Here is a 26,992-nt window from a genome sequence, read left to right as displayed (position 1 = left end):
TCAACCGGCCACGCTGCCGTTGACCGTCGAGCGCCGCCGTTGCATCATCCGCGCGCGTGGCAACGCGGCGCAACGTCCTTGTTCACGGTCTGGGCCGGCTCCGGGCGGGTACGGCGATCGGCATCGGTCTGTTGCTGGCGCTGGGGGCCACCATCGCTCCGCTCCCCTCGCCGACCGGCGCGCCCGGGGCGAGCCTGACCGTCCAGCTACCCGGCGCGGTGCGAACGCTCGTGCTGACGCTGCTCGTGCTCTCCGCGGTCCTGCTGCTCGCGGTGCAGCGGCCGCCGCGACGGCGGACGGGCGACGAGCCACCGATCGCCCGAGCGGCGCCGCGGCGTCCCGGCTGGGTGGCGGTGCTTCCCGTCCTGCTCACGGTCGCCGCGTTCTGGTTTCTCGTCTGGCACTACTGGTCCGGCGGGGACACCCATCCGATCGACCAGGCCTTCACCGCGATCGCCGAGCTGCTGGAGCTGCTGACGGCCGCCCGCAAGCCGCCGACCTCGGTCCCACTCTTCGATTTCACGATCGGCACGCTGCTGGTCCTGTTCGCCCTGGGCCTCTTCGCGCTTATGGTCCTGGTGGCGCTGGCGGATCGCCTGGAGCGCTGGTGGAGGAGACGGACGGCCGCCGCGTCCCTGGCCGCGGCGCCCGCCGCCGCCCACGACGACGATGGAGGAGATCTCCGGGCGGAGCCCGACGCGCGGGCGGCGGTGATCCGCGCCTACGGCCGCTTCGAGCGGGCCCTGGCCGGCGCTCGCGCGCCGCGGGCGCCGTGGCAGACGCCGATGGAGTTCATGCGGGCAGCCCTGAGCCGGCTGTCCCTGCCGGTTCCCCCGGTGGCGCGCCTGACGGCGCTCTTCGAGGTCGCACGATTCAGCGACCGCGCCCTCGGCGACGCTGCGCGCGACGCCGCCTGCGACTGCCTGGACGAGATCACCGCGGCGCTGGCGACCGAGGCGCCGCCCCCCGACGCAGCCGATCCGGAGCAGCCACCACCGCCTGGGCCAGCCCACCCGCGGGTCGAGCCGGGCTCGCGCTCCGGTACAACGCAGCCGCCACTTCCTGGGCCAGCCCACCCGCGGGTCGGGCCGGGCTCGCGCTCCGATACAGAGCTCGGCGCGTGAGCCGCGAGCGGCCGCTCATGTTGATCGCTGTCCGCTGCACGGTGCTGGCCGGTGTCGTGCTCATGGCCGCGGTGCCCGCGTACGTCTTCGTGGAGCCGGCCTGGCGTGGCCTGGTGGCGCGGCTGGCCGTGGCCCTCGTCCTGGGCGTCACGCTGCTGCAGCTGCGGCGTGCGGTGGCTGACCGCCTCGCCCCCGGTCCGGCCTCCGCGCTCGACGAGGCCCGCAGCCGCCCCGGGCTGCCGCCCGTCGTGCCGCTGCGCTTCCAGGATCTCGTCCACGACGTCCGCACCGCGCTGCGCAGCCGGCGCCACTTCGACAGGGTCCTGTGGCCTCGCCTCTGCGCGCTGGCGTCGGGCCCGCTGGCTCGCCTGGCGGTTCGCCCCGGCCGCGGTCCCAGCCTGGCCCGGCTGCGCCAGGTGATCGCCGCCATCGAGAAGCAGCCGTGAAGGTCGACGCCGTCGCCGAGCGGGTCCGCGAAGTGGTGCTGACCCTCGGTCGCATCGTCGTCGGCAAAGACGACGTCCTGGAGCGGATCCTGGCCGGCGTCCTCGCCAACGGCCATGTCCTCGTGGAGGACTACCCGGGCCTGGCCAAGACCCTGATCGCGCGGCTGCTGGCCCAAGCCCTCGATCTCGGCTTTCGCCGCATCCAGTTCACGCCCGACATGCTGCCCAGCGACATCACGGGCAGCTTCCTCTACGACCAGCGCGAGGGCCGGTTCGAGTTCCGGCCCGGACCCGTCTTCACCAACCTGCTGCTCGCCGACGAGATCAACCGCGCCACGCCCAAGACCCAGGCGGCCCTCCTGGAGGCGATGCAGGAGGCGCAGGTGACCGTGGAGGGGCAGTCGTTCGCGCTGGCCCGGCCCTTCCTGGTCATCGCCACCCAGAACCCGATCGAGCTGGAGGGCACCTACCCGTTGCCCGAGGCGCAGCTCGACCGTTTCCTGCTGCGCGTCAGCGTGGGCTATCCGGAGCCGGAGCGGGAGCGCGAGATTTTGAGGATCCGACGCGAGCGGCGAACCGACACCGCCACCGTGCCCACCCTCGTCACCCGCGGAGAGCTGCTGGGCATGCAGGAGGCGCTCGAGGACGTATTCGTGAGCGAGCCGCTGGAGCGCTACATCGTGGCCCTCGTCCAGGCCACGCGGACCGACGCCCGCGTGACGCTGGGCGCCTCGCCGCGGGGAAGCCTGGCCCTGCTGAAGCTGGCCCGAGCCGAGGCCGCCATCCGCGGCCGCGACTTCGTTCTGCCCGACGACGTGAAGGCGATGGCGGTGGCCGCCCTCGCCCATCGGCTCGTCCTCAAGCCGGAGCTGTGGATCTCGCGGACGACGCCGGCGCACGTGATCGAGGCCCTGCTGCGCGAGGTCCCGGCCCCGGCAGCGGAATCTCCGTGACCTGGCGTCCGACGGCGCTCAATGTCTCCTGCCTGACGCTCGTCGTCTGGGCCCTCTTCCTGGGCGTCGTCGCCGGGCGCGCCGACCTCATCCTGGTCGCCGTCCCCCTGGTCGTCGCGCTCGTGGCCGGCCGGCGCACGGGGGCGCCGCCGGCGTGGCAGCTCACCCGCGAGGTGTCCACCGACCGCGTGTTCGAGGACGAGCGGGTGACGGTGACCGCCACCCTGCGCGCCGAAGGACCCCTGCCCCTCGTGGAGCTGCTCGAGCCGCTGCCTCCGCGGGTTCACCTGGAGCGCGGCCGCCACCACGCCTTCTTCACCCTGCGGCCAGGAGAGGAGGTGCGGTGGACCTTCGCGCTGCGCTGCGCGGGCCGCCAGCACCTGCGGCTGGGCGGCCCGCATGTCCGGCTCTGGGGACCACTCGGACTGACCGCCGCCGAGACCCGCGTTCGGGCTCCGCACACCGTCGCCGTCTATCCCCACGTCGCGACCATCCGCCACCTGCCCCGTCCCGTCCGGACGCAGACGTCCATCGGCAACTACGTGTCGCCGACGCGCGGTGAAGGCATCGAGCCGGGTGACATCCGTCCCTTCGCCCCCGGCGATCAGGTCCGCCACGTGAACTGGCGCGCCACGCTGCGGCTGGGCCTGCTGCACGTGACGCAGCATCACCGCGAGCGCAACGCCGACGTCGTGCTGCTGCTCGACTCGCTGGCCGACGTGGGGGCCGAGGGCGTGACGGTCCTCGATGCGGCGGCGCGCGGCGCCGCGGCCCTGGCCGCCGCCTATCTCGCCCGCAAGGACCGCGTGGGCCTGATCGAGTACGGCGGTCAGCTCCGCTGGGTGAAGCCGGGCTCCGGCCGCGCGCAGCTGCAGCGGCTGCTCGATACGCTGCTGGACGCTTCGGTCGTCTTCACCTACGTGAATCGAGACCTCGACCTCGTCCCCCCGCGCATCCTGCCGCCTCAGGCCCTGGTCCTCGCCCTGAGCCCCATGCTCGATCCGCGCTTCGTGAGAGCGGCCAGCGACCTGGCCGCCCGCGGGTTCGATCTCACCGTCATCGCCGTGTCGCCCGTGGCCGCGACACGGGCCATCGCGCCGCCCAGCCCCGTCGCCGACGTGGCCGCCCGGCTGTGGGCCCTGGAGCGCCGGGCCCAGGTCGCCGAGCTGCGCCGTCGCGGGTTGAGCATCGTGGAATGGGACGGCGTCGAGCCCCTCGATGCCGCCCTGGCCGCGCTGCGCCGGCCGCGGCTTCGCCGAGTGGTGGCGGGATGACGCGCCTGGCCGCCGCCATCCTGCTCGCGGTGCTGGCCGCATTCCCGCTCACTGTCCTGTCCTCGCCGCCGGTCACCTGGGTGGTGGTGGCCGCGCTGATCCCGGGGGGCGCCGGCGTCGCCGTCCTGTCCGTGCCGCTGGTGACGCTCGGCGGCTCGCTGGTGTTGATCGCCCACACGCTGGCGCTCGCGATCGTCCGCCCGCCCGCCGACCCCGTGCTGGCGATCGCCCTGGGGGCGACGCTCGTGCTGCTGCTGGCGCTCGTCCACATCGCGGGCCATCTGGGCCGTGCCGCCATCGGCCCCTCGGTCATCGCCGCCCAGGTCCGTCAGTGGGTGGTCGTCGTGGGCGCCGGCGCCGCGGTGGCGGCTGTCCTCGCGGTGCCGGCGACCGCGCTCGCCGCCCTCCTCCAGGGAGCCGCGCTCCCGGTGGTCCTCGGGGTCGCCGCGCTCGGGGCGGTGCTGACCGTGGTCGGCGTGTTCGCGTTGCTGAAGGCTCCGGCGGAGCCCTCCGGGCCGCCGCCGTGACGGTCGAGTCGATCGTCCTGAAGTCCGTCGAAGAAGCAGAGCCGGAGCTGATCGCGCTCCTCGCCGCCCTGGTGCGCTTCGAGACGGACAACCCGCCCGGCCACAACGAGGCCTCCGCCCAGCAGTGGATGGCGGAGCGCATGCGAGCGCTCGGGATGGAGGTGGACGTGTTCGAGCCGCTCGCCGGGCGCCCCAACGCCGTGGGCGTGTGGCGGGGAGGCGGTGCGGGGCGCTCGGTGATCCTCAACGGCCACATCGACGTCGCCGAGGTGCGCCAGCGCGGGGCCTGGCGCCGCGAGCCCTTCGACCCGGTGGTCGAGGACCGCCTCATGTACGGCCGGGGCACGGCGGACATGAAGTCCGCGCTCGCGGCCTATCTCTACGTGCTGGGGCGTCTGCAGGCGGCTCGGGTGCGGTTGCGCGGAGACGTGGTGGTGCAGAGCGTCATGGGAGAAGAGGCCGGCGAGCCGGGTACCGAGGCCTGCACCAGGCGCGGCTACCGGGCCGACTTCGGCATCGTGGGCGAGGCCACGCGGGCCCGTCAGCTCCTGGCCGCCGTCGGCAGCATGAATTTGAAAATCACGATCCGGAGCGCCCAGACGCTGCACCTGCACGCGCGGCGGCTGGCGGTGCACGCGGGCGGCGGGCTCGAGGGGGCCAACTGCGTGGAGAAGATGGCGACCCGCATCGTTCCCGCGCTCCAGGAGCTGGAGCGGGACTGGGCCGTCTTCAAGCGCCATCCGGCGATCCCGCCCGCCCAGACGCTGATCAACCCCTTCGCGATCGGCGGAGGCGGCAATCCATTCTTCCTCCCCGACGAGTGCACGATGGACGTCATCGTGCTGTACTTGCCCGGCGAGCGCTGCGACGACGTGCGCCGCCAGGTGGAAGAGCAGATCCGGCGCGCCGCCGAGCTGGACGCGTGGCTCCGCAAGCACCCGCCGGAGCTGGTCTGGGATCCCCCCGAGCACCCCGTCGCCTTCTTGCCCTCGGACGTGGACCCGACCCACCCGGGGGTTCAGGCGCTGGTCGAGACCGGGCGACAGGTGTTGGGCGCCCCGCTGGAGATCGGCGGAGGCGGCCGGGGCGCCATCTGCGACTCCGGCTGGCTCGCCGGCGGGGGCACGCCGACGGTGGTCTGGGGGCCCGGCGACGTGTACTGGGCCCACCGGGTGGACGAGCGGGTGAATCTGGACGACGTGCTGGCGTACGCGCGCATGCTCGCGCTGTTCCTGATACGCTGGTGCGGCGTGGCTGTGCCGGCGGGCACGGGACAGGGAGGTCCGTGATGCTGCCCAGAGAGCGCCTGGACTACTCGCCCATCGAGGGACGACCGCCACTCAGGCTGCCCGACGGGATCCGCCTCGTCCTCTGGCCCGTGCTGGCCCTGGAGGAGTGGGACATCGCGCGGCCGATGGCGCGCACCGTCATCCCGCCGCCACAGGGGCAGCTGGTGGTCCCTGACGTGCCCAACTGGACGTGGCACGAGTACGGCATGCGCGTGGGCTTCTGGCGCCTGCGCCGCCTGTACCAGGCGCTCGGTATCTCGCCCACGGTGACGCTCAATGCCCGGGTGTGCGAGACGTATCCCCAGGTCGTGGAAGCTTGCCTGGAGAGCCGCTGGGAGCTGAACGCGCACAGCTACCAGCAGATCCCCATGCACAAGCTGGACGACGAGCGCGCCGTCATCCAGCGCTCGCTGGAGGTCATCGAGAAGTTCTCGGGGACCCGGCCCCGCGGCTGGTTCGGACCGGGACTCACCCAGACCGAGCGCACGCTCGACCATCTGGCCGAGGCCGGGATCGCGTACATCGGCGACTGGGTGCTCGACGACGAGCCCGTCACGCTGCGCACGACCTCGCGGCCCGTGGTGGCGCTGCCCTACAACTTCGAGATCCACGACATCGTGATGATGGCGCTGCAACAGCAGCCCTCGGACATGCTCTACCGGCGGGCGCTCGACCAGTTCGAGTGCCTGTACGAGGAGAGCGCCGAGCGGCCGAAGGTCATGGCCATCGCCTGCCACTGTTACCTGTCGGGCATGCCCCATCGCATCCGGCACGTGGCACGGGCCTTCGAGACCCTGCTGGCCCGCAAGGGCGTGGTGGCCTGGGACGGCGTCCGGATCCTCGACTGGTACCTCTCCCAGCGGCCGATCCATGGCTCCTGAGTGGCGGTCGCACACCTCCCACTGGGGCGTCTTCGAGGCGGGCGTCGACGGCGGACGGTTGGTGGCCATCCGTCCCTACCCCCACGACCCCGATCCCTCGCCGCTGCTCGACAACATCGCCGGCAGCGTGCGGCATCCGGCCCGCATCGGCCAGCCGATGGTCCGCGCCGGCTGGCTCGACCGGGGTCCCGGCCCCAGCCCCCGCCGGGGCGCCGAGCCCTTCGTGCCGGTCGACTGGGACACGGCGATCGACCTGCTGGCCCGTGAGCTCCGTCGCGTCTACACCGATCACGGCGGACGGGCCGTCTACGGCGGCTCCTACGGCTGGAGCAGCGCAGGTCGCTTCCACCACGCCCAGAGCCAGCTCCACCGCTTCCTGAACTGCCTGGGCGGTTATGTCCGCTCCGAGCACACCTACAGCAACGGGGCCCTGACGGTGATCATGCCGCACGTGCTGGGCACGATGCGGGGCGTGCTCGACCGGGCCACGGCGTGGTCGGTCCTCGAGCGGCACACCGAGCTGTTCGTGTGCTTCGGCGGCCTGCCCCTCAAGAACACGATGGTCACGCCGGGGGGCGCGAGCCGGCATCCGGTGCGCGATCACCTGCGGGCGGCGAGAGCCCGCGGGGCGGAGTTCGTGCTGCTGAGCCCGCTGCGCGACGACATCCCCGAGTTCGTGGAGGCCGAGTGGCTCCCCGTCGTGCCCGGCACCGACGTGGCGGTGATGCTGGCCCTGGCCCACACCCTGGTCGCCGAGGGCCTCCACGATCGCGCCTTCCTGGAGCGCTGCTGCGTCGGCTTCGACCACTTCGAGGCGTACCTGCACGGCGTGGAGGACGGCCGGGCGAAGACGCCCGAGTGGGCGGAACGCCTCGCCGGGATCCCGGCGGCGACGATCCGGGCGCTGGCCCGGCGCATGGCGAGCCGGCGCACGCTCATCAACGTGAACTGGTCCCTCCAGCGCGCGGAGCACGGCGAGCAGGCGCCGTGGATGGCGGTCGTGCTGGCGGCGATGCTCGGGCAGATCGGCTTGCCCGGCGGCGGCTTCGGCCACGGCTACGGCTCGCTGGGCTACGTGGGCCGCCCGCCCCAGCGCGTCCGCCCGCCGGCCCTGCCTCAGCTGCGCAACGCGGTGCGCGCCGCCATCCCGGTCGCCCGGGTGGCCGACATGCTGCTCAACCCGGGGGCGCCGTTCGACTTCGACGGCGAGCGGCCGGTGTACCCGGACACCCGTCTCGTCTACTGGTGCGGCGGCAATCCCTTCCACCACCACCAGCACCTGGGCCGCTGGCGGCGCGCCCTCGGCCGGCCCGATACGATCGTCGTTCACGAGGCGTTCTGGACGCCGATGGCCCGGCACGCCGACGTCGTGCTGCCCGCCACGATGACGCTGGAGCGCAACGACATCGGCGCGTCCCCGAACGACCCCTGCCTGGTCGCCATGCGCCAGGCGATCGAGCCCTACGGCGAGGCGCGGAACGACTTCACGATCTTCGCCGACCTGGCCGCCGCGCTCGGGGTGAGCGCCTCGTTCACCGAGGGGCGGGACGAGATGGCCTGGTTGCGGCACCTCTACGACGACTGGCGGGCGAGGGTGGCGAGCGCCGGTGGCCCGGCGCTGCCGTCATTCGACGCGTTCTGGGCCGCCGGCGTCCTGGAAGTGCCCCACGCCGACCAGGATGTCATCGTGCTGGAGAGGTTCCGGGACGATCCCGAGGGCACCCCGCTCAGCACCCCGAGCGGCCGCATCGAGATCTTCTCGTCGACCATCGACAAGTTCGGCTACGACGACTGCCCGGGGCACCCGGCCTGGCTCGAGCCCGCCGAGTGGCTCGGCTCGCCGTTGGCCCAACGCTACCCGCTCCACCTCATCGCCAACAACCCGACGACACGGCTTCACAGCCAGCTCGACGTCGGCGCCTTCAGCCAGGCCGCCAAGGTCCAGGGACGGGAGCCGATTCGCCTGCACCCGAGCGATGCCGGCGCTCGCGGGATCCGGAGCGGGGACGTGGTGCGGGTGTTCAACGACCGCGGCAGCTGCCTGGCCGGCGCCGTCGTGACCGACGCGGTGCGCCCCTCGGTGGTCCAGCTGGCCACCGGGGCCTGGTACGATCCCCTCGATCCCGCCGACCCCGATGCCATGTGCGTCCACGGCAATCCCAACGTGCTCACGTTCGACCGGGGCACCTCGAAGCTGGCCCAGGGCTGCTCGGGACAGCACGCGCTGGTCGAGGTCGAGCGGTGGACCGGGCCGCTGCCGCCGGTCCGCGCCTACGAGCCCCCGCCGATCGAACAACGCGGCCGCTGAGCCCTCAGACCCAGCTCACCCCGCCCAGGAGCGCGTTGGCGGCTTGCTCCAGCCGCCGCACGCGACGCGACAGCACCATCAGGATCCGCCGGGTCACCTCCGGGGTCTCGTCCAGCAGACGCCAGAAGTGAGCGCGCTCGACGACCAGCAGCCGTACGTCGGTCGTCGCCGTGATGGTGGCTGACCGCGGCTCGCCGTCGAGCAGGCTCATCTCGCCGAAGAAGTCGCCGGGCTGGAGCGGATCGCTGACGCCGATCTGCGTCTGCACCGCGGCCCGACCATCGATCAGGATGAAGAATGAATCTCCCGGCTCGCCCATCCGCGTGAGGACGGATTCGGCGGGGACCTCGACGAGCCTGGAGATCGCCGCCACGCGACGAAGCTGATCGTCCGTCAAGCCGCTGAACAGCGGCACGCGCTCCAGATGTCTGATCCGCGCGTCGTCGGAGCGCGCGGCCCCGGCGATGTCGGGCTGAGCCGCCTCCTCGGGGCCATGCAGGGGGGAGGTTTCGTCCATCGACTTCTCCTAGCGCCGGGCGCCGCGGATCAGCGCCAGCAGCCGGTCGGGAGACAGCGGCAGCGCGGTGATGGAGACGCCGAGCGGCGCCAGCGCGTCCGCGACGGCGTTGGCGATGGCCCCCCCGCAGCCCGAGCTCCCGCCTTCGCCCACCCCTTTGACGCCGAGCGGGTTCAGCGGGGTGGGCGTCTCCTCCAGGATCCGCACCTCGGTCGCCTCCGGCATCTCCATCGCCGTCGGCACCAGATAATCCATGAATGTCGTGGCCAGCGGCTGGCCCTGGTCGTCGTACACCAGCTCCTCGAGGAGCGTCCCACCCAGGCCCTGGGCGAGCGCGCCCACGAGCTGTCCGTCGACGATCATGGGATTGATGGCGCGGCCGATGTCGTAGGCGATGGCGTACTTGAGCAACCTCACGCGGCCGGTGTCGGGATCGACCTCGACGACGGCCACGTGGGTGCCGTAGGGGTACGTCATCCTCGGCGCCTCGAAGAAGTGGGCGGCATAGAGGCCGGGCTCCATGCCCGGAGGCCCGGGCACCGCCGCGCGGGCCAGCTCGCGAAACGTCACGCGCCTGTCGGGCAGGCCGCGCACGTGGACCGCGCCCTCCTCGAGGACGAGGTCGTCGCTGGCCGCCTCCAGCAGGGAGGCGGCGACGTGGAGGATCTTGGCCCGCACCTTGCGCGCGGCCTCGGCGGCGGCCGGCAACGCCACCGAGGCGCCGCGGCTGGCGAAGCCGCCGACTCCGAACGGGACCTGGGCGCTGTCGCCGTGCACGACGGTGACGGCCTCGGGCGACACGTTCAGCTCGTCGGCGGTGACCTGGGCGAGGGTGGTCTCGATCCCTTGCCCCACCGCGGCGACCCCGGAGTACACGACGACGTGGCCCGTGCCGTCGACCTCGACGCGCGCGTACTCCCAGGGGCCGAGCCCCGCCTTCTCGACGAGGCAGCCGACTCCGATCCCGACGTACCGCCCCCGGCGGCGCGCGTCGGCCTGCTCGGCCCGGGCCGCCTCGTACCCCACCGCCTCGAGCGCCTGGTCCAGCGCCGAGCGATAGTCCCCGCAGTCGTACACGGTCTTCTGGTTCAGGGAGGCGCCGCCGACCTCGTACGGCATCTCGGCGGGGGTGACGAAGTTGCGGCGCCGCAGCTCGAGGGGGTCGAGGCCGAGCCGCCGGGCGGCGACGTCGATCAGCCGCTCGCGCACGAACGTGCACTCGAAGCGGCCGGGGCCGCGATACGTCCCGGTCGGGGTCTTGTTGGTCAGCACACAGCGGATCTCGCAGGCGTAGTGGGGGATCCGGTAGGGCCCGGGCAGCAGGGCCGCAGTCAGCTCGGGCACGGTGACGCCATGCGTGCGGATGTAGGCGCCCATGTCCACCGTGAAGCGGTCGACGAGAGCGACGATGCGGCCGTCGCCGTCGAAGCCGATCTCGATGTCGTGCTCCTGCTGGCGCGAGTGATTGGTCGCCATCAGGTGCTCGCGACGGTCCTCGATCCACTGCACGGGCCGGCCCAGCCGGCGCGCCGCCCACGGCACGATCAGATCCTCGGGATAGAACTCGCCGCGGACGCCGAAGCCGCCGCCGACCTCCAGCTCCACGAAGTGGATCAGGTGCTCGGGATGGCCGAGGAGGTCGGCGAGCACCCGGCGGTTGAAGTGCGGCACCTTGGCCACCCCCCACAGTCCCAGCACGCCGGTGCCGGCGTCGAAGGCGGCGGTCAGCCCCCGCGTCTCCATGGGCACGCCGGTGTGACGCTGGACGGAGAAGCGCTCGCTCACCCGGTAGCGGGCCCCGGCCAGCGCCGCCTCGGCGTCCCCCCGGCGCGTGTGCAGCGTATCCACCACGTTGCCGTCGATGGCGGCGTGGAGCACGGGCGCCTCGCGCGCCGTCGCCCGCCGCGCGTCGGCCACGGCCGGCAGCGGATCGTAGTCGACGTCGATCAGCTCGAGCGCGTCCTCGGCCAGGTAACGGCTCGCGGCCACGACGACGGCCACGGGCTCGCCGACGTACCGGACCTTGTCGCGCGCGAGCGGCGGCTGCAGGCAGGCCACCGCGCTGGCGCTCGGGCGCTGGCCCAGGCGCACGGGGATCCGGCCCACGGGGCCGAGGTCCTCGGCCGTCACCACCGCCACCACGCCCGGCGCGGCCAGGGCCGCCTTGCTCCGGATCGCGCCCAACCTGGAATGGGCGTGCGGGGAGCGCAACACCGCCGCGTGCAGGAGTCCGGGCAGGCGGAAGTCGGCCGCGTACTTGCCGCGGCCGGTGAGGAGCCGGTGGTCTTCCTTGCGGAGCACGGAGCGTCCGACGGCCCGCGCCATTGACATTACGCCGTGACGAAGCGTGGGCGACCGCCGCCCGCGTCAGTCGAGCAAGGCCTTGCGCTGGCCGCCGTCCAGCGTGATGAGCGCGCCGTTCATGAAGCTCGCCCGCGGAGAGGCCACGAAGACGGCGACGTTGGCGACCTCCTCCGGCGTGCAGATGCGACCCAGCGGGATGCTCTGTTCGGCCCGTTTCTGCGCCTCGGCCACCGGGATCTTCCGGATCCGGGCGATGCCGCCGATGAGGCCGTCCCAGCGCTCGGTGGCCACCGGCCCCGGGTTGATGGCATTGATGCAGATGTTCTGGCGGCCGTACTGCTCGGCCAGGGCCACGGTGACGGCGAGGTCGGCGGCGTTGGCGGCGCTCGGCGTCAGCTCGACGCCGATGGGCTTGACGCCGTCGTTGCCGATGATGTTCACGATCCGGCCGCCGCCCTGCTTCAGCATGTGGGGGATGACCGCCTTCATGCAGCGCACGTAGCCCATGAACTTGAGCTGCAGCGCCGTCTGCCAGTCCTCCTCGGTGAGGTCGAGCAGCAGACCGCCCGGGGCGGCGCCCGCGTTGTTCACGAGGATGTCGATCCGGCCGAAGCGGCCCACGGCCCCCTCGACGATCTTCTGCACGTCGGCCTCACGGGTGAGGTCGCCGGCCACGGCGAAGACCTCGCTGCCGGTGGCCCGGGACAGCTCCGCCGCGGTGGCGTCCAGCTCTGTCCGGGTCCGGGCGCAGATCGCCACCCGGGCCCCTTCCTGGGCCAGCCCGCGAGCCACCGCCTTGCCGATGCCCTTACTGCCACCGGTGACGAGGGCGACCTTGTCCTTCAGGCCGAGATCCATGCGGCCGGAACCTAAACAATCGACGAGAGGTTGTCAACGACCTCTCGCCGGCGGCCTCTGGAGGCGGTGTGCACGTGAACGCGCTTGAAGCCGCCGGGCCACCGAGCTAGCATGCCGCGCGTGACCACGTCTCGCGCCGTGGCCGGTCCTGCCGGGCCTCCCGCGTGACGACGCACGCGACCGGGGCCGATCCGCCGAGATCCATGCTGGCCCTGGTCCGCGGCATCGACGCCGTGAACGGCCGGGTGGGACGCTGGTCGGCCTGGCTCGCGCTGCTGCTGGTCCTCGTCGTCACCTACGACGTCGTGATGCGCTACCTCTTCAACATCACGTACGTCTTCATCCAGGAGCTGGAGTGGCACCTCTTCGCCGTGATCTTCCTGATCACCGCCGGGTATGCCCACCTCCTCGACAGCCACGTCCGGGTCGACATCTTCTACGCCCGCTTCCCCCCACGGATCCGGGCCTGGGTCGACTTCCTCGGCGGGATCCTGTTCCTCCTGCCCACCGTCGTCTTGCTCATCTGGACTTCGATCCCCTTCGTCAGGGCGTCGTTCGCCGACCTGGAGGGCTCGCCGGACCCCGGCGGCATCCCCGGGCGCTTCGTGCTCAAGGCCGTGATCCCCTTCGCCTTCTTCCTGCTGGGCATTCAGGGCATCTCCGAGATCATCAAGAACTTCTACCGGGTGAGGAGCAAGGAGCCCCCGCGGTGACGTACGACCTCCTGCCGGCCTGGATGTTCTTGATCTTCACCGCGCTCATCCTGGTCGGCTATCCCGTCGCCTTCACGATCGCGGGGACGGCGTTCGCGTTCGGGCTCTACGGCTTCGGGATGGACTTCTTCAACCTGCTGCCCCTCCGCGTCTGGGGCGTGATGACGAACTTCACGCTGACCGCGGTCCCCCTGTTCGTCTTCATGGGGGTGACGCTCGAGCGCTCCGGCCTGGCCGAGGAGCTGCTGGACACCATGGGGCTCGTGTTCGGCCGCCTCCCCGGCGGCATCGCGGTGTCGGTGGTGATCGTGGGCACGCTGCTGGCCGCGTCCACCGGGATCGTCGGGGCCACCGTCACGACCATGGGCCTGATCGCGCTCCCGACCATGGTCCGCCGCGGCTACCAGAAGGAGCTCGCCTCCGGCGTCATCTGCGCCTCCGGGACGCTGGGCCAGATCATCCCCCCGAGCATCGTGCTGGTCATCGTGGCCGACATCCTGCAGGTCTCGGTCGGCGACCTCTTCCTGGGCGCCTTCGTCCCGGGCCTGATCCTGTCCGGGCTCTATGTCGCCTACGTGGCGGCCATCTGCCTGGTCCGGCCCGGGCTGGCGCCGGCCATCCCGGCCGCGGAGCGGGCCGCCGTCGCCGGCCGGGCGCTGGCGATCCGGGCGGCCAAAGTGCTGGTCCCGCCGCTCAGCCTCATGGTGGCGGTGCTGGGCTCGATCTTCTTCGGCATCGCGTCGCCGACCGAGGCGGCGGCCATGGGGGCGACCGGCGCGCTGATCCTCACGATCGTGAACCGGCGCTTCTCGCGGGCGATGCTCCAGCAGGTCATGCAGCTGACCGTTCGCCTCACGAGCATGGTCTTCATCATCCTGGTGGGGGCGTCGGCCTTCGGGCTCGCCTTCCGGGGGATGGGCGGAGACCTGCTGATCCGGAACTTCATCGCCGACATGCAGCTGTCGCCGGCCATCGTGTTCGGCAGCGTGATGGTGCTGGTCTTCCTCCTCGGCTTCTTCCTCGACTTCATCGAGATCTCGTTCATCCACCTCCCGGTCCTGGCTCCGATCCTGACCGAGATGGGCTTCGACCCGTTGTGGTACGGCGTCGTGCTCGGCGTGAATCTGCAGACGTCGTTCCTGACACCGCCGTTCGGCTACGCGCTGTTCTACTTGCGGGGGGTGGCGTCTGCGGACGTGACGACCGGACACATCTACCGTGGCATCATCCCGTTCGTGGCCATCCAGCTCGTCGGCATGCTGGCGATCATCGCGTTCCCGCAGCTCGCGCTCTGGCTGCCACGCCTCGTATTCCAATGAGATTGGGGGCCCCGAAATGGCCCCCAACCCCCCCACGCTCGGTGGTCCCCGGCGGAGCCGGGGCCCACCTCGATCACACGGCCTAGAGGTACATCATGTGGAAGTAGGCACGCTCCGACAGGTCGGAGTAGGCGAGCCACTGATTCTTGAACTTCTCGTAGTGCTCGTAGACCTTCTTGGCGACCGGGCTCTTGTCCGCTTCCTCCCGGACCACGTCTTCCGAGAGCTTCTTCAGCGACTTCAACACCTCGTCGGGGAACCGGTAGACCTTCACGCCGTGCTTCTTGGTCAGACGTTCCAGGGCCACCGAGTTCTGCGCCTCGTGCTCGGCCAGCGTCCACGCGTCCGCATAGTTGCAGGCGGCGTCGAGCGCCTTCTGAATGTCCACGGGCAGCGAGTCGTAGGCCTTCTTGTTGAAAAAGAACTCGGCCGAGGTCCCTGGCTCGTGCCAGCCCGGGTAGTAGTAGTGCTTGGCCGCCTTGTAGAAGCCGGCTCGCTCGTCCTGCAGCGGTCCCACCCACTCCGTGGCATCGATGACGCCACGCTCGAGCGAAGGGAAGATGTCGCCGACGGCGAGCAGCGTCACGGTTCCCCCGGCCCGCGCCACGACCTTGCCGCCGAGGCCGGGAATGCGCATCTTGAGCCCCTTGAAGTCGTTCATCGATTCGATCTTCTTGCGGAACCACCCTCCCATCTGGATCCCGGTGGGCCCGCCCCGGCGGGGGACGAGGTTGAACCCGCTGTACAGCTCCTCGTAGAGCTTCTGACCCCCGCCGGCCATGAGCCAGGCCTGGGTGCCCTGGGCGTTCAGGCCGAATGGCACCGCGGTGAACCACTGGGTGGCCGGCTCCTTGCCCGCCCAGTAGTAGGCGGCGCTGTGACCGCCCTGGATGGTACCCGCCCGGCAAGCCTCGAAGTTCTCGAGCCCCGGCACGAGCTCGCCGGCGCCGTACACCTCGATGTGGAGGCGGCCGCCCGACATCTGCTCCGTCATCTTGGCCATCATCTCGGCGGCGATCCCGGGCGGGTGAAATTTCGGCGGCCAGCTGGTGGCCAGCCGCCACCGGAACTTCGGCTGGGCGATGACGTTCGGGGTAGCGGTGGCCGTGGCCGCACCCGCGACGGCGAGCACGCCGCCGGCCTTCACGAGGAATCTTCGTCGCTGCATGAAACACCTCCTGAGGCTTGGGTGTATGAGCGACCTGCTGGGTACCGAGCGGATGCGGCGACTCTATGCGCCAGCAACGGGGCTGTCAAGACGCGGGGGCGGCGAGTGACCTAGCGTGACGGAGGCGGGCGGCGGGCCGCCCACGGGCGGAGGGCCTCGAGCCTGGCCGCCGCACGCAGCACGAGGGCATCCTCCAGCCGCCGGCCGACGATCTGCAGACCGACGGGCAGGCCGCTCGCCGTCCAGCCGGCCGGGACGGAGATGGCCGGCTGGCCGCTGTAGTTGAACGGGTAGCAGAGCGTCCAGCCGAGGTGCGTCACGTCGCGACCCGCCACCTGGCGGGGCCCGACGAGGCCGAGCGGGAAGGCGGGCAGGCAGAGCGTGGGCGTGAGGAGCAGGTCGTACCCCTCGAAGAACCGCCGCAGCGTGTCGACCATCGCCTGGCGGGCGACCAGCGCCTTGACCAGGTCCACCACGGTCAGGCCCGCCGAGGCCTCTGCGTACGCCACCAGCGCGGGGTCCATCTGCGCCTTTTGCTCGGGCGGGCGGGCGGCGTGAGCGCCCGCCTGGCCGCCGCCGTAGAGCGTCTGTAAGATCGAGCCGGGATCGCCGAGGTCCGGACTGGCCTCCTCCAGCTTCAGGCCGACGTCGGCGAAGGCGCGCGCCGCGGCGCCGGCGATCTCGCGCGTCTCGGGCTCGACCGGGGCGAAGCCGAGATCCGGCGACCAGGCGACCCGGATGGACGAACGCCCCGCGGCCGCGACCAGCGGGGCGTCAGCGGCGGCCAGGTAGTCGACGCCGTCGTCGGGAAGCGCGAACGGATCGCGCCGATCGTAGCGGGCGATCGCGTTCATCATGAGCGCCACGTCGCGCACGGTGCGGGCGAGCGGACAGACGTGGGCGACCAGCTCGTGGGGGCCGGCGGCCGGGAACATCGGCACCCGCCCGAAGGTCGGCTTCAGGCCCACGAGCCCGCAGAAGCTGGCCGGAATGCGGATGGAGCCGGCGCCGTCGGAGCCGAGCGCCAGCGGTCCCAGGCCGGCCGCCACCGCCGCCGCTCCGCCGCCGGTCGACCCGCCGGGTGTGCGGGTGAGATCCCAGGGATTGCGCGACTCGCCGAACAGCGGATTGTCGGTGGAGCCGCGCCAGGCGAACTCCGGCAGATTGGTCCGGCCGACGAAGATCGCTCCGGCCGCGCGCAGGCCGGCCACGCTGGGGGCGTCTTCCGGCGCGACGAACTGCGCCATGAGGCGCGAGCCGAACGTGGTGCGTTCCCCCGCCGTCCACAGGTTGTCCTTGATCGACACGGGGACGCCGTGCAGGGGGCCGAGCCGCTCACCGGCCATCACCGCCCGTTCGGCCCGCCGGGCCTGATCCAGCGCGCGCTCGGCGTGGACCAACACGTAGGCGCCCAGGACACCGTTCAGACGCTCGATCCGCTCGAGCACGGCCCGGGTGATCTCGACGGGCGAGAGCGCGCGGCGCCGGATCATGTCGGCCAGGGCGGCGGCGGGCGTGAAGCAGAGGTCGGTGCTCGTCATGGTCCGGTCGACCCGCGGGCGGAGGCCAGAGCCTCCGCGATCTGCCGTGCCGTGAAGGGCTGACGGCCGGCACCGACGCCGAAGGGAGCCAGGGCATCGGCGACGGCGTTCGAGGCCGCCGCCGACGCGCCCATCACGCCGCCCTCGGCCATGCCCTTCATGCCGAACGGCGTGCCCGGATCCGGCCGTTCGAGGTGCTCGACCTCGAACGACGGCAGCGCCGAGGCCGTGGGGACCGCGTAGTCCATGAACGTGGCGCTGAGGTTCTGGCCGTCGGCCCCGTAGACCACCTCCTCGAAGAGGGCACCGGCGAGCCCCTGTGCGGTCGCGCCGTGGAGCTGTCCCTCGACCACGCGCGGGTTCAGCATCCGCCCGCACTCCTCGACGATGGCGTAGCGCGGGATCGTCACCCGGCCGGTCTCGGGGTCGATCTCGATCTGGCAGATGTGGGTGCCGCTCGAGAAGGTCAGGGCCGGGGGCTCGAACGCGCACGTCGCCTCCAGCCCCGGCTCCATTCCCGGCGGCAGCTCGGTCGGGGCCAGGTACGCCTTCTGGGCGAGCTGCGCGATGGTCACGCTCGAGGCGGGGGCCCCGCGCACGTGGACGCGGCCATCCGACGACTCCAGGTCTTCGAGCGGGGCTTCCAGCAGGTGGGCGGCGAGCCGCATCAGCTTGTCCTTCACGATGCGAGCGGCTCCCACCGCCGCCCCCGCGCTCACCACCCCACCCCGGCTGCCGCGCGTGCCCATGCCGTACGGCGCCGCCGCGGTGTCGCCGGCGTGGACGCGCACCAGCTCGATCGGCACGGCAAGCTCGTCGGCCAGGGCCTGGGCCACCGTGGTCAGGTGGCCCTGGCCCTGGCTGACGACGCCGATCTGGGCCGAGACGGCGCCGCTCGGCTCGACGCGGACGATCGCCGCATCGTGGCCCGAGCCGGGGATGCCGGCCGTCTTGTAGAACTCCGAGCCGTACGTGTTGGGCTCGACGTAGGTGGCCACGCCGATCCCCACGATCCGGCCGGCCGCGCGCGCCTCGGCCTGCTCCCGGCGCGCCCGCGCGTAGGGGAACGCCGTCAGCGCGCGTTCCAGGGTGTCGCGCGGGTACACCGAGCGGTAGACCAGCCCGGCCGCCGTCGTGTACGGCAGGTCGGACTCGCCGAGCATGTTGCGGCGACGAACCTCGATCGGGTCCAGCCCCAGGGCGCGGGCCACGGCCTCGATCGTGCCCTCGGTGACCCAGCTGCAGATCAGCATCGGCGCGCGGTACGGGCCGGCCGGGCACTTGTTGGTCAGGACGGCGGTGATCGCGTACCGGTAGTCGCGCAGCCGGTACGCGCCCGGAATCATCATGCCCACGACGCGCGCCATGTAATTGGCCGGGAAGTAGGCGTAGGCGCCGAAGTCGGTGAGGATCTGGACGTCGAGGCCGAGCAGCGTGCCGTCCGCTTTCACGGCGGCCCGCACGTCGACCACGTCCTCCCGGGCGTGGAGCGAGGCGAGCAGGTTCTCCCGGCGGGTCTCGATCCAGCGCACCGGGCGGCCCAGCAGCCGCGAGGACGCGGCCGTGATCAGCTCCTCCCGGTAGAGCGGGATCTTCTGCCCGAAGCCGCCACCGACGTCGGGCGTGATGACCCGGACGGCGCTCTCCGGAATTCCGAGCCGCCCGGCCAGCGCCGAGCGAATCGGATGCGGGATCTGGGTCGAGTGCCAGAAGGTGAGCGTCTCCTCGCCGGGCAGCCAGCTGGCCAGGCACCCGCGGGGCTCGAGCGGCGCGTGGGTCTGCCGGGCCTGATGGAACCGTACCCCGACCACCCGGTCCGCTGCGCCGAGCGCGGCCGCGACGTCGCCCTGGGCGAAGACGCCGTGGTACGCGCGATTCGCCGGGATCGCCTCGTCGACCAGGGGCCGGCCGGGATCCTGGGCGTGCGCGTGATCCACGACAGAGGGCAGCGGCCGGTACTCGACCTCGACGCGTGCGCAGGCGTCCTCGACCTGGTGCCGATCCTCGCCGATCACGCAGGCGACGAGATCGCCGACGAAGCGCACTTTGTCGGTCGGCAGGGTGGGCATCTCCATCGGCAGCAGCCCTTCGATCGGCGGCGCGATCCTGAGCGGTCGGGTCGCGCGGGCCAGATCGTGGCCGGTCAGGACCGTCACGATGCCAGGCGACCGACGGGCGGCGTCGACGTCGACCTGGCCCAGGCGCGCGTGGGCGTGGGGGCTGCGCACGAACCCCGCGTGGAGGAGGCCCGGCAGCGTCAGGTCGCCGACGTAGCAGCCCCGCCCGAGGACCAGCTTGCGCGTCTCGCGCGGGCTCAACGCCGCGCCGACGTAGCCTCGTCGCCCGTCGCTCACGTCGCGCGATTGTACCGAGCGGACGGCGCCACCTCAACGCGCGTCGATGCGCGGGTGGCGCCGTGGTGAGGGCGCGGGGCCGTGTGCTAGACTTCGCCCCGCCGGCGGCGTTCGCGCCGGTGTCCGACACCAGGAAGGAGAGGACGATGACGTCGAAGGCGGTGACCAGAGAAGAAATGCTCCAGCGGGTGGCGAGGTTCGCGGAGTTGACGCCGAGCTCACGCCCGCTCGTCGATGCCGTCTTGCCCCAGTTCCAGCGCGAGATCTTCAACATCATCGGCCGGGGCGTCACCGAGGACGCCTCCATGACGGTGCCCATCACCGCCGTGGACGGCTTTCACATGTCCATCATCAAGGCCGGGCCCGGGAAGGGGACCGGCCTGCACAACCATACGACCGTCGAGGTCTTCATGCCGCTCACGGGGACGTGGGCCGTGCAGTGGGGCGACGAGGGCGAGAACGAGCTGACCCTGACCCAGTGGGATGTGGTCTCCGTCCCCACCGGCATCATGCGTGGCTTCCGCAACGACAGCGCCGGAGAGGCCTACATGCTGTCCCTGGTGGGCGGCGACGATCCCGGCCGCGTGGCCTGGGCCAGCAAGGTGATGAGGGCGGTGCGCGAGAAGGGCTTCGATCTCGACGACAAGGGGAAGATCATCGAGGTCGCCAGGGCGACCTGAAGGGAGCGGCCATGATCAGCGAGACTCCACACGGCCACACGATGACTCGACGCGCCGCCCGGCATCTGCTCGGCATGCTCATCGCCGCGGTCGGGCTGGTCGCCGGTCTGCCGGCCCCCGCCGCGGCCGCGCCCAGCGGCGAGGTCACCATCGGCCTGGCCGCCGAGCCCAACACCTTCGACCCCCATCTGACCGTCGGCCGCAACACCCAGATCTTCATCGTCAACGTCTACGACGGGCTGACCGCGCGCGACGCCAAGGGCAACCTGGTGCCGGCGCTGGCCACGTCCTGGAAGCGGCTCAACCCCACCACCTGGCAGTTCACGCTCCGCAAGGGCGTCAAGTTCCACAACGGCGACGACTTCAACGCCGACTCGGTCAAGTTCACCCTGGACCGGGCCATCGACCCCGAGACCAAGGCCACCATCATCTCGGAGCTGAGCACGATCACCCGCACGGAGATCGTGGATCCCTACACGGTGAACGTGATCACCAAGTCGCCCGACTTCCTCCTGCCGGTGCGCCTGGGCGAGCTGTTCGGCCTGATGCTCTCGCCCAAGCACACCAAGGCGGCGGGCAAGCAGACCATCGCCACCAAGCCGAACGGCACTGGACCGTTCAAGCTCGTGGCCTGGACGAAGAACGAGCGGATGGTGCTGGAGGCCAACGAGCAATACTGGCGGGGCGCGCCCAAGGTGAAGCGGATCGTCGTCCGGCCCATCCTGGAGGACGCTGCCCGGATCGCCGCACTGCAGGCCGGCGAGGTCGACATGATCGCCCCGGTGCCTCACGTCCGGATCGCCGACCTCAAACGCAACGAGAAGCTGGTGATCAAGACGATCCCCGCGCCGCGGATCTTTCACGTCACCATCGACGTGCGCAAGCCGCCGTTCGACAACGTCAAGGTCCGCCAGGCTCTCAACTACGCGGTGGACGTCAACGCCATCCTGAAATCGCTCTACTTCGGCTACGGCACGCGCCTGGCCACGGTGGTCGACAAGGGCGCGCTGGGCTACGACCCCGGCGTCCAGCCCTACCCGTACGACCCGAAGAAAGCCCGGGCCCTGCTGGCCGAAGCCGGCTTCCCGAACGGCTTCGAGACCGAGTTCGACAGCTTCACCGGCAGCATCGCCGATCACTCCAAGCCGGCCGAGGCCATCGTCGGCTATCTGGAGAAGGTCGGGCTGAAGATCAAGCAGAACGTGTTCGAGTTCTCCGCCTTCGGGCCGCGTCGCGTGCAGAACCGCACCGCCCCGCTGTTCATCTACAGCATCGGCAACGCCTACCTGGAGCCCTCGTGGGTGATCCGCTGGCTGACCCAGGGCGGCCTGGGCATGCACTACAAGAACGCCAGACTCGACCAGATGCTGACGCGCATCGAGGCCACCGACGATCCCCAGAAACGGGCCCCGCTGTACAGCGAAGTCCAGAAGCTGATCAAGGACGAGGCGCCGTTCATCTTCCTCTTCCAGGCCGACGCCGTGTTCGGGATGAGCACCCGGATCGACTACTCGCCCCGGCCGGACGAGACCCAGTGGCTCTACCCGCTGGGGCTGAAGGGGTGAGGTGCGCGGCTACATCGCCGCCCGCCTCGCCACCGCCGTCCTCGTCGTCCTCGGGGTGTCGGTCGTCTCCTTCTGCCTGACGTTCCTGACCGGGGATCCCGCCGAGATCATGCTGCCCCAGGGGGCCACGGCGGAGCAGATCGCCAGATTCCGGGCCGCGTGGGGCTTCGACGACCCGCTGCCGGTTCAGTACTGGCGGTTCCTGAGCCGCGCCGCCCACGGCGACTTCGGCGTCTCACTGCGGCACGGGGAAGCGTCGCTGCCCCTCATCGCGGCGCGGCTGCCGGCCACCCTGCAGCTCACCGTGACGGCCATGCTGCTGGCCATCGTTCTGGCCGTGCCGCTGGGTGTGCTGGCGGCCACCCACCGGGGCGGCCCGATCGACATGCTGGCCATGGGAGTCGCGCTCCTCGGGCAGTCCGTGCCCAATTTCTGGCTGGCGATCATGATGATCCTGCTCTTCGCCGTCTCCTGGGGCCTGCTGCCCACCTCGGGGCGCGGGGGGCCGGCCCACGTCGTGATGCCGGCCGTCGCCATCGCCATCAATCTCATGGCTCTGCTGACCCGCCTCGTCCGCACCACGATGATCGAGGTGCTCGCCGAGGATTACGTCCGCACCGGCCGCAGCAAGGGCCTGCGCGAGATCATGGTGCTGACCCGGCACGCGCTGCCGAACGCCCTGATCCCGCTGGTCACGGTGGTGGGGCTGCAGTTCGGCTACATCCTGGGCGGGGCGGTCGTCATCGAGACCGTGTTCACCTGGCCGGGCGTCGGACTGTTCACGATCCAGGCGATCCTGAACCGGGACTATCCGGTCGTCCAGGCCTCGGTGTTCGTCCTGGCCACCGGCGTGGTGCTGATCAACCTGATCGTGGACCTGCTGTACGTCTGGCTCGATCCGCGGATCCGGTTGGGCTAGCGGGATGGCGTCGCCGCGCGGGGTCAGCGTGGGAGGCATCGTGCGCGGGTGGACCGGGCGCGCCGGCGCGCCGTCCGCCCCTTCCCTGACCGCCCGGGGCCTGCGGCTGGCCCGCCGCAGCCCCCTGGCGAGCCTCGGCGCCCTGATCGTCGGCCTGGTCGTCCTGGCCGCCGTGGCCGCGCCGATGCTGGCGACCACCGATCCCGTCGCGCAGGATCTGGCGATCGTGCTCAAGCCGCCCTTCTGGCTGGCCGAGGGCTCCCTGGAGCATCCGCTGGGCACCGATCATCTCGGGCGCGACGTCTACTCCCGCCTGATCTACGGGGCCCAGATCTCACTGACGATCAGCGTGATGGCGGCGCTGCTCGGGGCTGGCGTCGGCGTGGCGGCGGGACTGGTGGCCGGCTACCACGGCGGGCGGCTGGGCGCGGTGATCATGCGTATCGTGGACTTGAACCTCGCCTTCCCGCTGATCCTGCTGGCCCTGGCCGTGGTGGCGCTGCTGGGCGCGAATCTCAAAAACCTGGTCATCGTCATGACCATCACCACCTGGATGATCTACGCGCGGGTCGTGCGCGGCCTGACGCTCACGCTGCGCGAGCGGGAATTCGTCCAGGCCGTCCGGGCCCTGGGGGCGCACGACGCCCGGATCGTCGCCCGCCACATCTTGCCCAACGTGCTGGCGCCCGTGCTGGTCATCTGGACGCTGGAAGTGGCGCGCGTCATCTTGATGGAGTCGGCGCTGTCGTTCCTGGGCCTGGGCGTGCCACCTCCGACGCCGACCTGGGGCCGGATGCTCGCCGAGGGGCGCGACTACCTGACCGTGGCGGGCTGGATCTCGATCTTTCCGGGGCTGGCCATCATGGTGACGGTGCTCGGCATCAATTTCCTGGGGGACGGGCTGCGCGATCTGCTGGACCCGCAGCTCCGGCAGCAGACGTAGCGCGCGCGGGCTCGAGGACCGCGTCGGGGTTCGGAGCGGCGGCCCGGATCAGCTCTCGCACCCGGGCCGGACGGAGCGGCAGCGCGGTGATCTCGATGCCCATGGGCGCCAGCGCGTCGGCCACCGCGTTGGCGACGGCGGCGCCCGCGGCGACGATCCCGTCTTCGCCCGCGCCCTTCACGCCCAGCGGGTTCACCGGCGAGCGGTCTTCCTCGCGGATCCACACCTCGAGCGGTGGCAGGTCGGCGGCGGCCGGGATGTGGTACTCCATGAGCGTCCCCGTGAGGAGCTGGCCGGCCGCGTCGTACGCGAGCTCCTCGTGCAGCGCGGCGCCCAGACCCTGGGCGAGGCCGCCGACGATCTGCGCTTCCACCAGCATCGGGTTGATCGACCGGCCCACGTCGTAAGCGACGACGTAGCGCAGGATCGTCGGCACGCCGGTCTCGGCGTCGACCTCGACGACGGCCAGGTGCAGGCCGTGGCCGTACGTCATCTTCTCCTGCTGGTAGTACTCGAGCGCTTCCAAACCGGGCTCCAGACCGGCGGCCAGCGCCGGCGTCGGCATCGCCGCGCGGGCCACGTCGCGCAGCGTGAGGGCGCGGTCGGCCACGCCCCGCACCCGCACGGCGGCGTCGCGCAGCTCCAGGTCGTCGGGATGCGCCTCCAGCTCGCGGGCCGCCACGGCCAGTACCTTGTCGCGCACGCGCTCGGCCGCCTGGACCACGGCGTTGGCCCCCATGACGGTGCCCCGGCTGGCGAACGCGCCGAAGCCGTCGGGCAGCGCGTCGGTGTCGCCCCACCGCACGGTGACGTCTTCGTAGCGCACGCCGAGGACGTCGGCGCACACCTGGGCGAAGATCGTCTCCACGCCCTGACCCACAGAGGGTACGCCGGTGTGCACGACCACGCGGCCGGAGCCGTCGATCAGGACCCGGGCCGTCTCCCAGGGGCCGAGGCCGGACTTCTCCACGACGTAGGCGAGGCCGATGCCGACGTGCCGTCCGGCCAGCCGGGCGCGGGCCTGCTCCTCGCGCAGCGTCGCGTACCCGGCGCGCTCCAGCGCCCACGCGAAGAGCCGGGGGAAGTCGCCGCTGTCGTAGACGATCTTGCGTCCCAGCGTGGTCGTACCGACCTCGTAGGGCATGGCGGTGGCCGGGACGAAATTGCGGCGGCGGATCTCGGCCGGGTCCAGCCCGAGCGCGCGGGCGGCCATGTCGACCACCCGTTCGCGCACGAAGCTCGCCTCGAACCGGCCCGGCGCCCGGTAGGTGCCGGCCGGCGTCTTGTCGGTCACCACGCACGTCACCTCGGCCCGGTAGTTCGCGATGCGGTACGGTCCGGGGAGATAGCCCGCCGTGTTGTTGGGGGCGGTGGCGCCGTGGGTGCGCACGTAGGCGCCCATGTTGTTCCAGAACCGGTCGTGGATGCCGAGGATCGTGCCGTCACGACGGAGGGCCACGGCGATCTCGTGCTGCTGCTCGCGGGAATGGTTGGCGGCCATGAGGTGCTCGCGCCGATCCTCGATCCAGCGGACGGGCCGGCCCGTCCTGAGGGCCAGGAGGGCGACCAGGAAGTCCTCGGGATAGAGCTCGCCCCGCACGCCGAAGGCCCCGCCCACGTCCATCTGGAGGAGATGCACGCAGTGCTCGGGCAGCCCCACGTGCTCGGCGATGACGCCGCGATTCCAGTGCGGCACCTTGGTCATGCCCCACATGCTGAGCACCCGCCGGCCGGGGTCGTATTCGGCGATGGCCCCGCGGGTCTCCATGGGGACCGCCGTGTGCCGCTGGACGGCCAGGCTCTCGCGGACGACGACGTCGGCGTGCTGGAAGGCTCGCTCGACGTCGCCGCAAGCGATCGTGTAGGTGGCCACGACGTTCGTCGCCTCGGCCTCGAAGAGCAGCGGCGCGCCGGGCTGGCTGGCCGCCCGCGCGTCGACCACGGCGGGCAGCGGGTCGTAATCGATCCTGATCTCGTCGAGCGCGTCCTCGGCCAGGTAGCGGCTCTCGGCCACGACGGCCACCACCGGCTCCCCCACGTAGCGGACCGTGTCGCTGGCCAGCGGGTGCTGCAGGTACCGGTGCATGCGGCCGCGATCGGACATGCGCATCGGGATCGGGCGGGCCAGCTCGGGCAGGTCGGCGAATATCACGACGCCGACGACGCCCGGCTGCCGGCGCGCGGCGGCGGTGTCGATGGCGCGAATGCGCGCGTGGGCGTGCGGGCTGCGGACGACGGCCAGGTGCAGGGAACCGGGACGCTGGACGTCGGCCACGAAGAAGCCGCGGCCCCGCACCAGCCGCTCATCCTCGCGCCGCTTGAGGCTCTGGCCGACGTAGCCCATCCACGCTCCTTGCTGGGGGGTCGGGGCGCTTGATCTCGGAGACCGCCGCGCCTACTCTACCGCCGACCCAACGCAGACTCGTAGGAGTATGCCATTGCTGCGTCATGATCTCCTTCGCAAGTTGCACGAGGTCTACCAGCCTCGGACGTACTTCGAGATCGGTGTCGAATACGGCCGGAGCCTGGCCCTCTCGCGCGTACCGACGGTCGCCGTCGACCCCGCGTTCAAGGTGGTCTCGGAGATCAGCTGCGACCTGCAACTCGTCAAGGCGACGAGCGACGCGTTCTTCCTTCGGGACGACCCGTTCGAGCATTTTGGCGGCGCTCCCGTCGACCTGGCCTTCATCGATGGCATGCATCGCTTCGAGTTCGCTCTCCGGGACTTCATCAACGTCGAGCGCTACACGGACTGGACGAGCGTGATCGTGTTCGACGACGTGTTGCCACGCGGGGTCGACGAGGCAGCCCGCGACCGTCACACCCGTGACTGGGCCGGCGACGTCTACAAGATCCTGCCTGTACTGCAGCGGTATCGAGCCGACCTGGTGACGATCATCGTCGACACCCAGCCCACCGGAACCCTGGTCGTTCTCGGCGCCGATTCCGGCAACAGGGTGCTCGCCGAGAAGTATGACGAGATCCTTCACGACTACGTCGTCGATGACCCGCAGCAGGTGCCCGCGGACATCCTGCAACGGCGTTGCGCGCTCGATCCCCACACGGTGGTTGAGGCGCCCTTCTGGTCCGCGTTGCGCGCCGCCCGTGACGACCCCGGAACCGGAGATTTGGACAAGTGGCAGCTACACGCTGCCGTCGAGCGGTCGTTGGCGCTGAAGGCCACGGCTCGCGTCGGCGGCTGGCGACCGGAGCAAAGGCCCCGGCGGGCGGGCTTCCGCGGCTCGTTCCGCCTGCCGGCCGACTGGCAGCGCGCACTCAGGCAATGGGTGCACAGAGCCCGCGGCTGAG

22 protein-coding genes are annotated in these 26,992 nt (G+C 71.5%); 15 read left to right on the top strand and 7 right to left on the bottom strand.

What is annotated here, in order from left to right; translation table 11 throughout:
- Positions 1-56: 56 nt before the first annotated feature.
- From VFR64_08480 to VFR64_08445, 8 genes are read left to right on the top strand one after another with little or no spacing between them, the layout of a single operon-like run.
- Positions 57-1,124 (top strand): DUF4129 domain-containing protein, encoded by a 1,068-nt coding sequence (locus tag VFR64_08480; protein HET9489774.1) that lies wholly within the window; start codon positions 57-59, stop codon positions 1,122-1,124.
- Complete coding sequence (locus VFR64_08475) at positions 1,121-1,570, top strand: hypothetical protein (GenBank protein HET9489773.1); 450 nt, start codon at positions 1,121-1,123, stop codon at positions 1,568-1,570. The genes VFR64_08480 and VFR64_08475 overlap by 4 nt, the downstream gene beginning before the upstream one ends.
- A complete protein-coding gene (locus VFR64_08470) occupies positions 1,567-2,523 on the top strand; it encodes a MoxR family ATPase (protein HET9489772.1) in 957 nt (318 codons plus the stop codon). The genes VFR64_08475 and VFR64_08470 overlap by 4 nt, the downstream gene beginning before the upstream one ends.
- The gene (locus VFR64_08465; GenBank protein HET9489771.1) at positions 2,520-3,797 is read left to right on the top strand and encodes a DUF58 domain-containing protein; all 1,278 of its coding nucleotides are present in this window, start codon (positions 2,520-2,522) and stop codon (positions 3,795-3,797) included. The genes VFR64_08470 and VFR64_08465 overlap by 4 nt, the downstream gene beginning before the upstream one ends.
- Positions 3,794-4,324: a hypothetical protein gene (locus tag VFR64_08460; GenBank protein HET9489770.1), complete on the top strand. Its 531-nt coding sequence runs from the start codon at positions 3,794-3,796 to the stop codon at positions 4,322-4,324. Before VFR64_08465 ends, VFR64_08460 begins: the two co-directional genes overlap by 4 nt.
- Positions 4,321-5,613, top strand: coding sequence for an ArgE/DapE family deacylase (locus tag VFR64_08455; GenBank protein ID HET9489769.1), 1,293 nt, complete (start codon positions 4,321-4,323; stop codon positions 5,611-5,613). The genes VFR64_08460 and VFR64_08455 overlap by 4 nt, the downstream gene beginning before the upstream one ends.
- Positions 5,613-6,494, top strand: coding sequence for a polysaccharide deacetylase family protein (locus VFR64_08450; protein ID HET9489768.1), 882 nt, complete (start codon positions 5,613-5,615; stop codon positions 6,492-6,494). Before VFR64_08455 ends, VFR64_08450 begins: the two co-directional genes overlap by 1 nt.
- A complete protein-coding gene (locus VFR64_08445; protein HET9489767.1) occupies positions 6,484-8,802 on the top strand; it encodes a molybdopterin guanine dinucleotide-containing S/N-oxide reductase in 2,319 nt (772 codons plus the stop codon). The genes VFR64_08450 and VFR64_08445 overlap by 11 nt, the downstream gene beginning before the upstream one ends.
- 4 nt (positions 8,803-8,806) lie before the next feature.
- Here VFR64_08445 and VFR64_08440 read toward each other — a convergent pair whose 3' ends face one another.
- The 3 genes from VFR64_08440 to VFR64_08430 are packed head-to-tail and all read right to left on the bottom strand — an operon-like array spanning position 8,807 to position 12,481.
- Positions 8,807-9,319, bottom strand: coding sequence for a cyclic nucleotide-binding domain-containing protein (locus tag VFR64_08440; protein ID HET9489766.1), 513 nt, complete (start codon positions 9,317-9,319; stop codon positions 8,807-8,809).
- A 9-nt stretch (positions 9,320-9,328) separates the two neighbouring features.
- Positions 9,329-11,644 (bottom strand): xanthine dehydrogenase family protein molybdopterin-binding subunit, encoded by a 2,316-nt coding sequence (locus VFR64_08435; protein HET9489765.1) that lies wholly within the window; start codon positions 11,642-11,644, stop codon positions 9,329-9,331.
- A gap of 42 nt (positions 11,645-11,686) precedes the next feature.
- Positions 11,687-12,481, bottom strand: a complete 795-nt coding sequence (locus VFR64_08430; protein ID HET9489764.1) for an SDR family oxidoreductase — start codon at positions 12,479-12,481, stop codon at positions 11,687-11,689.
- A 164-nt stretch (positions 12,482-12,645) separates the two neighbouring features.
- Between VFR64_08430 and VFR64_08425 the strand changes: the two genes are divergently transcribed.
- Together VFR64_08425 and VFR64_08420 are read left to right on the top strand one after the other, a co-directional pair.
- Entirely contained in the window at positions 12,646-13,194 is a 549-nt protein-coding gene (locus VFR64_08425) for a TRAP transporter small permease subunit (GenBank protein HET9489763.1), read from the top strand.
- Between the two features lie 23 nt (positions 13,195-13,217).
- Positions 13,218-14,513 (top strand): TRAP transporter large permease subunit, encoded by a 1,296-nt coding sequence (locus VFR64_08420; protein ID HET9489762.1) that lies wholly within the window; start codon positions 13,218-13,220, stop codon positions 14,511-14,513.
- A gap of 82 nt (positions 14,514-14,595) precedes the next feature.
- Here VFR64_08420 and dctP read toward each other — a convergent pair whose 3' ends face one another.
- From dctP to VFR64_08405, 3 genes are all read right to left on the bottom strand, one after another.
- Positions 14,596-15,681 carry a TRAP transporter substrate-binding protein DctP gene (gene dctP, locus VFR64_08415; protein HET9489761.1) on the bottom strand — a complete coding sequence of 362 codons (1,086 nt, stop codon included), beginning with the start codon at positions 15,679-15,681 and terminating at the stop codon, positions 14,596-14,598.
- A 110-nt stretch (positions 15,682-15,791) separates the two neighbouring features.
- Positions 15,792-17,222, bottom strand: a complete 1,431-nt coding sequence (locus VFR64_08410; protein ID HET9489760.1) for an amidase family protein — start codon at positions 17,220-17,222, stop codon at positions 15,792-15,794.
- On the bottom strand, positions 17,219-19,576 hold the full coding sequence (locus VFR64_08405; GenBank protein ID HET9489759.1) for a xanthine dehydrogenase family protein molybdopterin-binding subunit: 2,358 nt from the start codon (positions 19,574-19,576) through the stop codon (positions 17,219-17,221). Before VFR64_08405 ends, VFR64_08410 begins: the two co-directional genes overlap by 4 nt.
- Before the next feature lie 146 nt (positions 19,577-19,722).
- Between VFR64_08405 and VFR64_08400 the strand changes: the two genes are divergently transcribed.
- From VFR64_08400 to VFR64_08385, 4 genes are read left to right on the top strand one after another with little or no spacing between them, the layout of a single operon-like run.
- Entirely contained in the window at positions 19,723-20,256 is a 534-nt protein-coding gene (locus VFR64_08400; protein ID HET9489758.1) for a cupin domain-containing protein, read from the top strand.
- 41 nt (positions 20,257-20,297) lie between these two features.
- Positions 20,298-21,821: an ABC transporter substrate-binding protein gene (locus VFR64_08395; protein ID HET9489757.1), complete on the top strand. Its 1,524-nt coding sequence runs from the start codon at positions 20,298-20,300 to the stop codon at positions 21,819-21,821.
- Between the two features lies 1 nt (position 21,822).
- Complete coding sequence (locus tag VFR64_08390; GenBank protein ID HET9489756.1) at positions 21,823-22,740, top strand: ABC transporter permease; 918 nt, start codon at positions 21,823-21,825, stop codon at positions 22,738-22,740.
- Between the two features lie 4 nt (positions 22,741-22,744).
- Positions 22,745-23,683, top strand: coding sequence for an ABC transporter permease (locus VFR64_08385; protein ID HET9489755.1), 939 nt, complete (start codon positions 22,745-22,747; stop codon positions 23,681-23,683).
- Here the strand turns inward: VFR64_08385 and VFR64_08380 are convergent.
- The gene (locus VFR64_08380) at positions 23,622-26,027 is read right to left on the bottom strand and encodes a xanthine dehydrogenase family protein molybdopterin-binding subunit (protein HET9489754.1); all 2,406 of its coding nucleotides are present in this window, start codon (positions 26,025-26,027) and stop codon (positions 23,622-23,624) included. The genes VFR64_08385 and VFR64_08380 overlap by 62 nt on opposite strands.
- A gap of 88 nt (positions 26,028-26,115) precedes the next feature.
- Here VFR64_08380 and VFR64_08375 point away from each other — a divergent pair, with 88 nt between their 5' ends.
- A complete protein-coding gene (locus VFR64_08375) occupies positions 26,116-26,991 on the top strand; it encodes a class I SAM-dependent methyltransferase (GenBank protein HET9489753.1) in 876 nt (291 codons plus the stop codon).
- Position 26,992 lies beyond the last annotated feature (1 nt).

This window comes from Candidatus Methylomirabilota bacterium (genome assembly GCA_035709005.1).
GTDB lineage: Bacteria > Methylomirabilota > Methylomirabilia > Rokubacteriales > CSP1-6 > 40CM-4-69-5.
The sequence above is the reverse complement of the archived record's forward strand: the minus strand, read 5'-3'. Positions and strand labels throughout refer to the sequence as shown.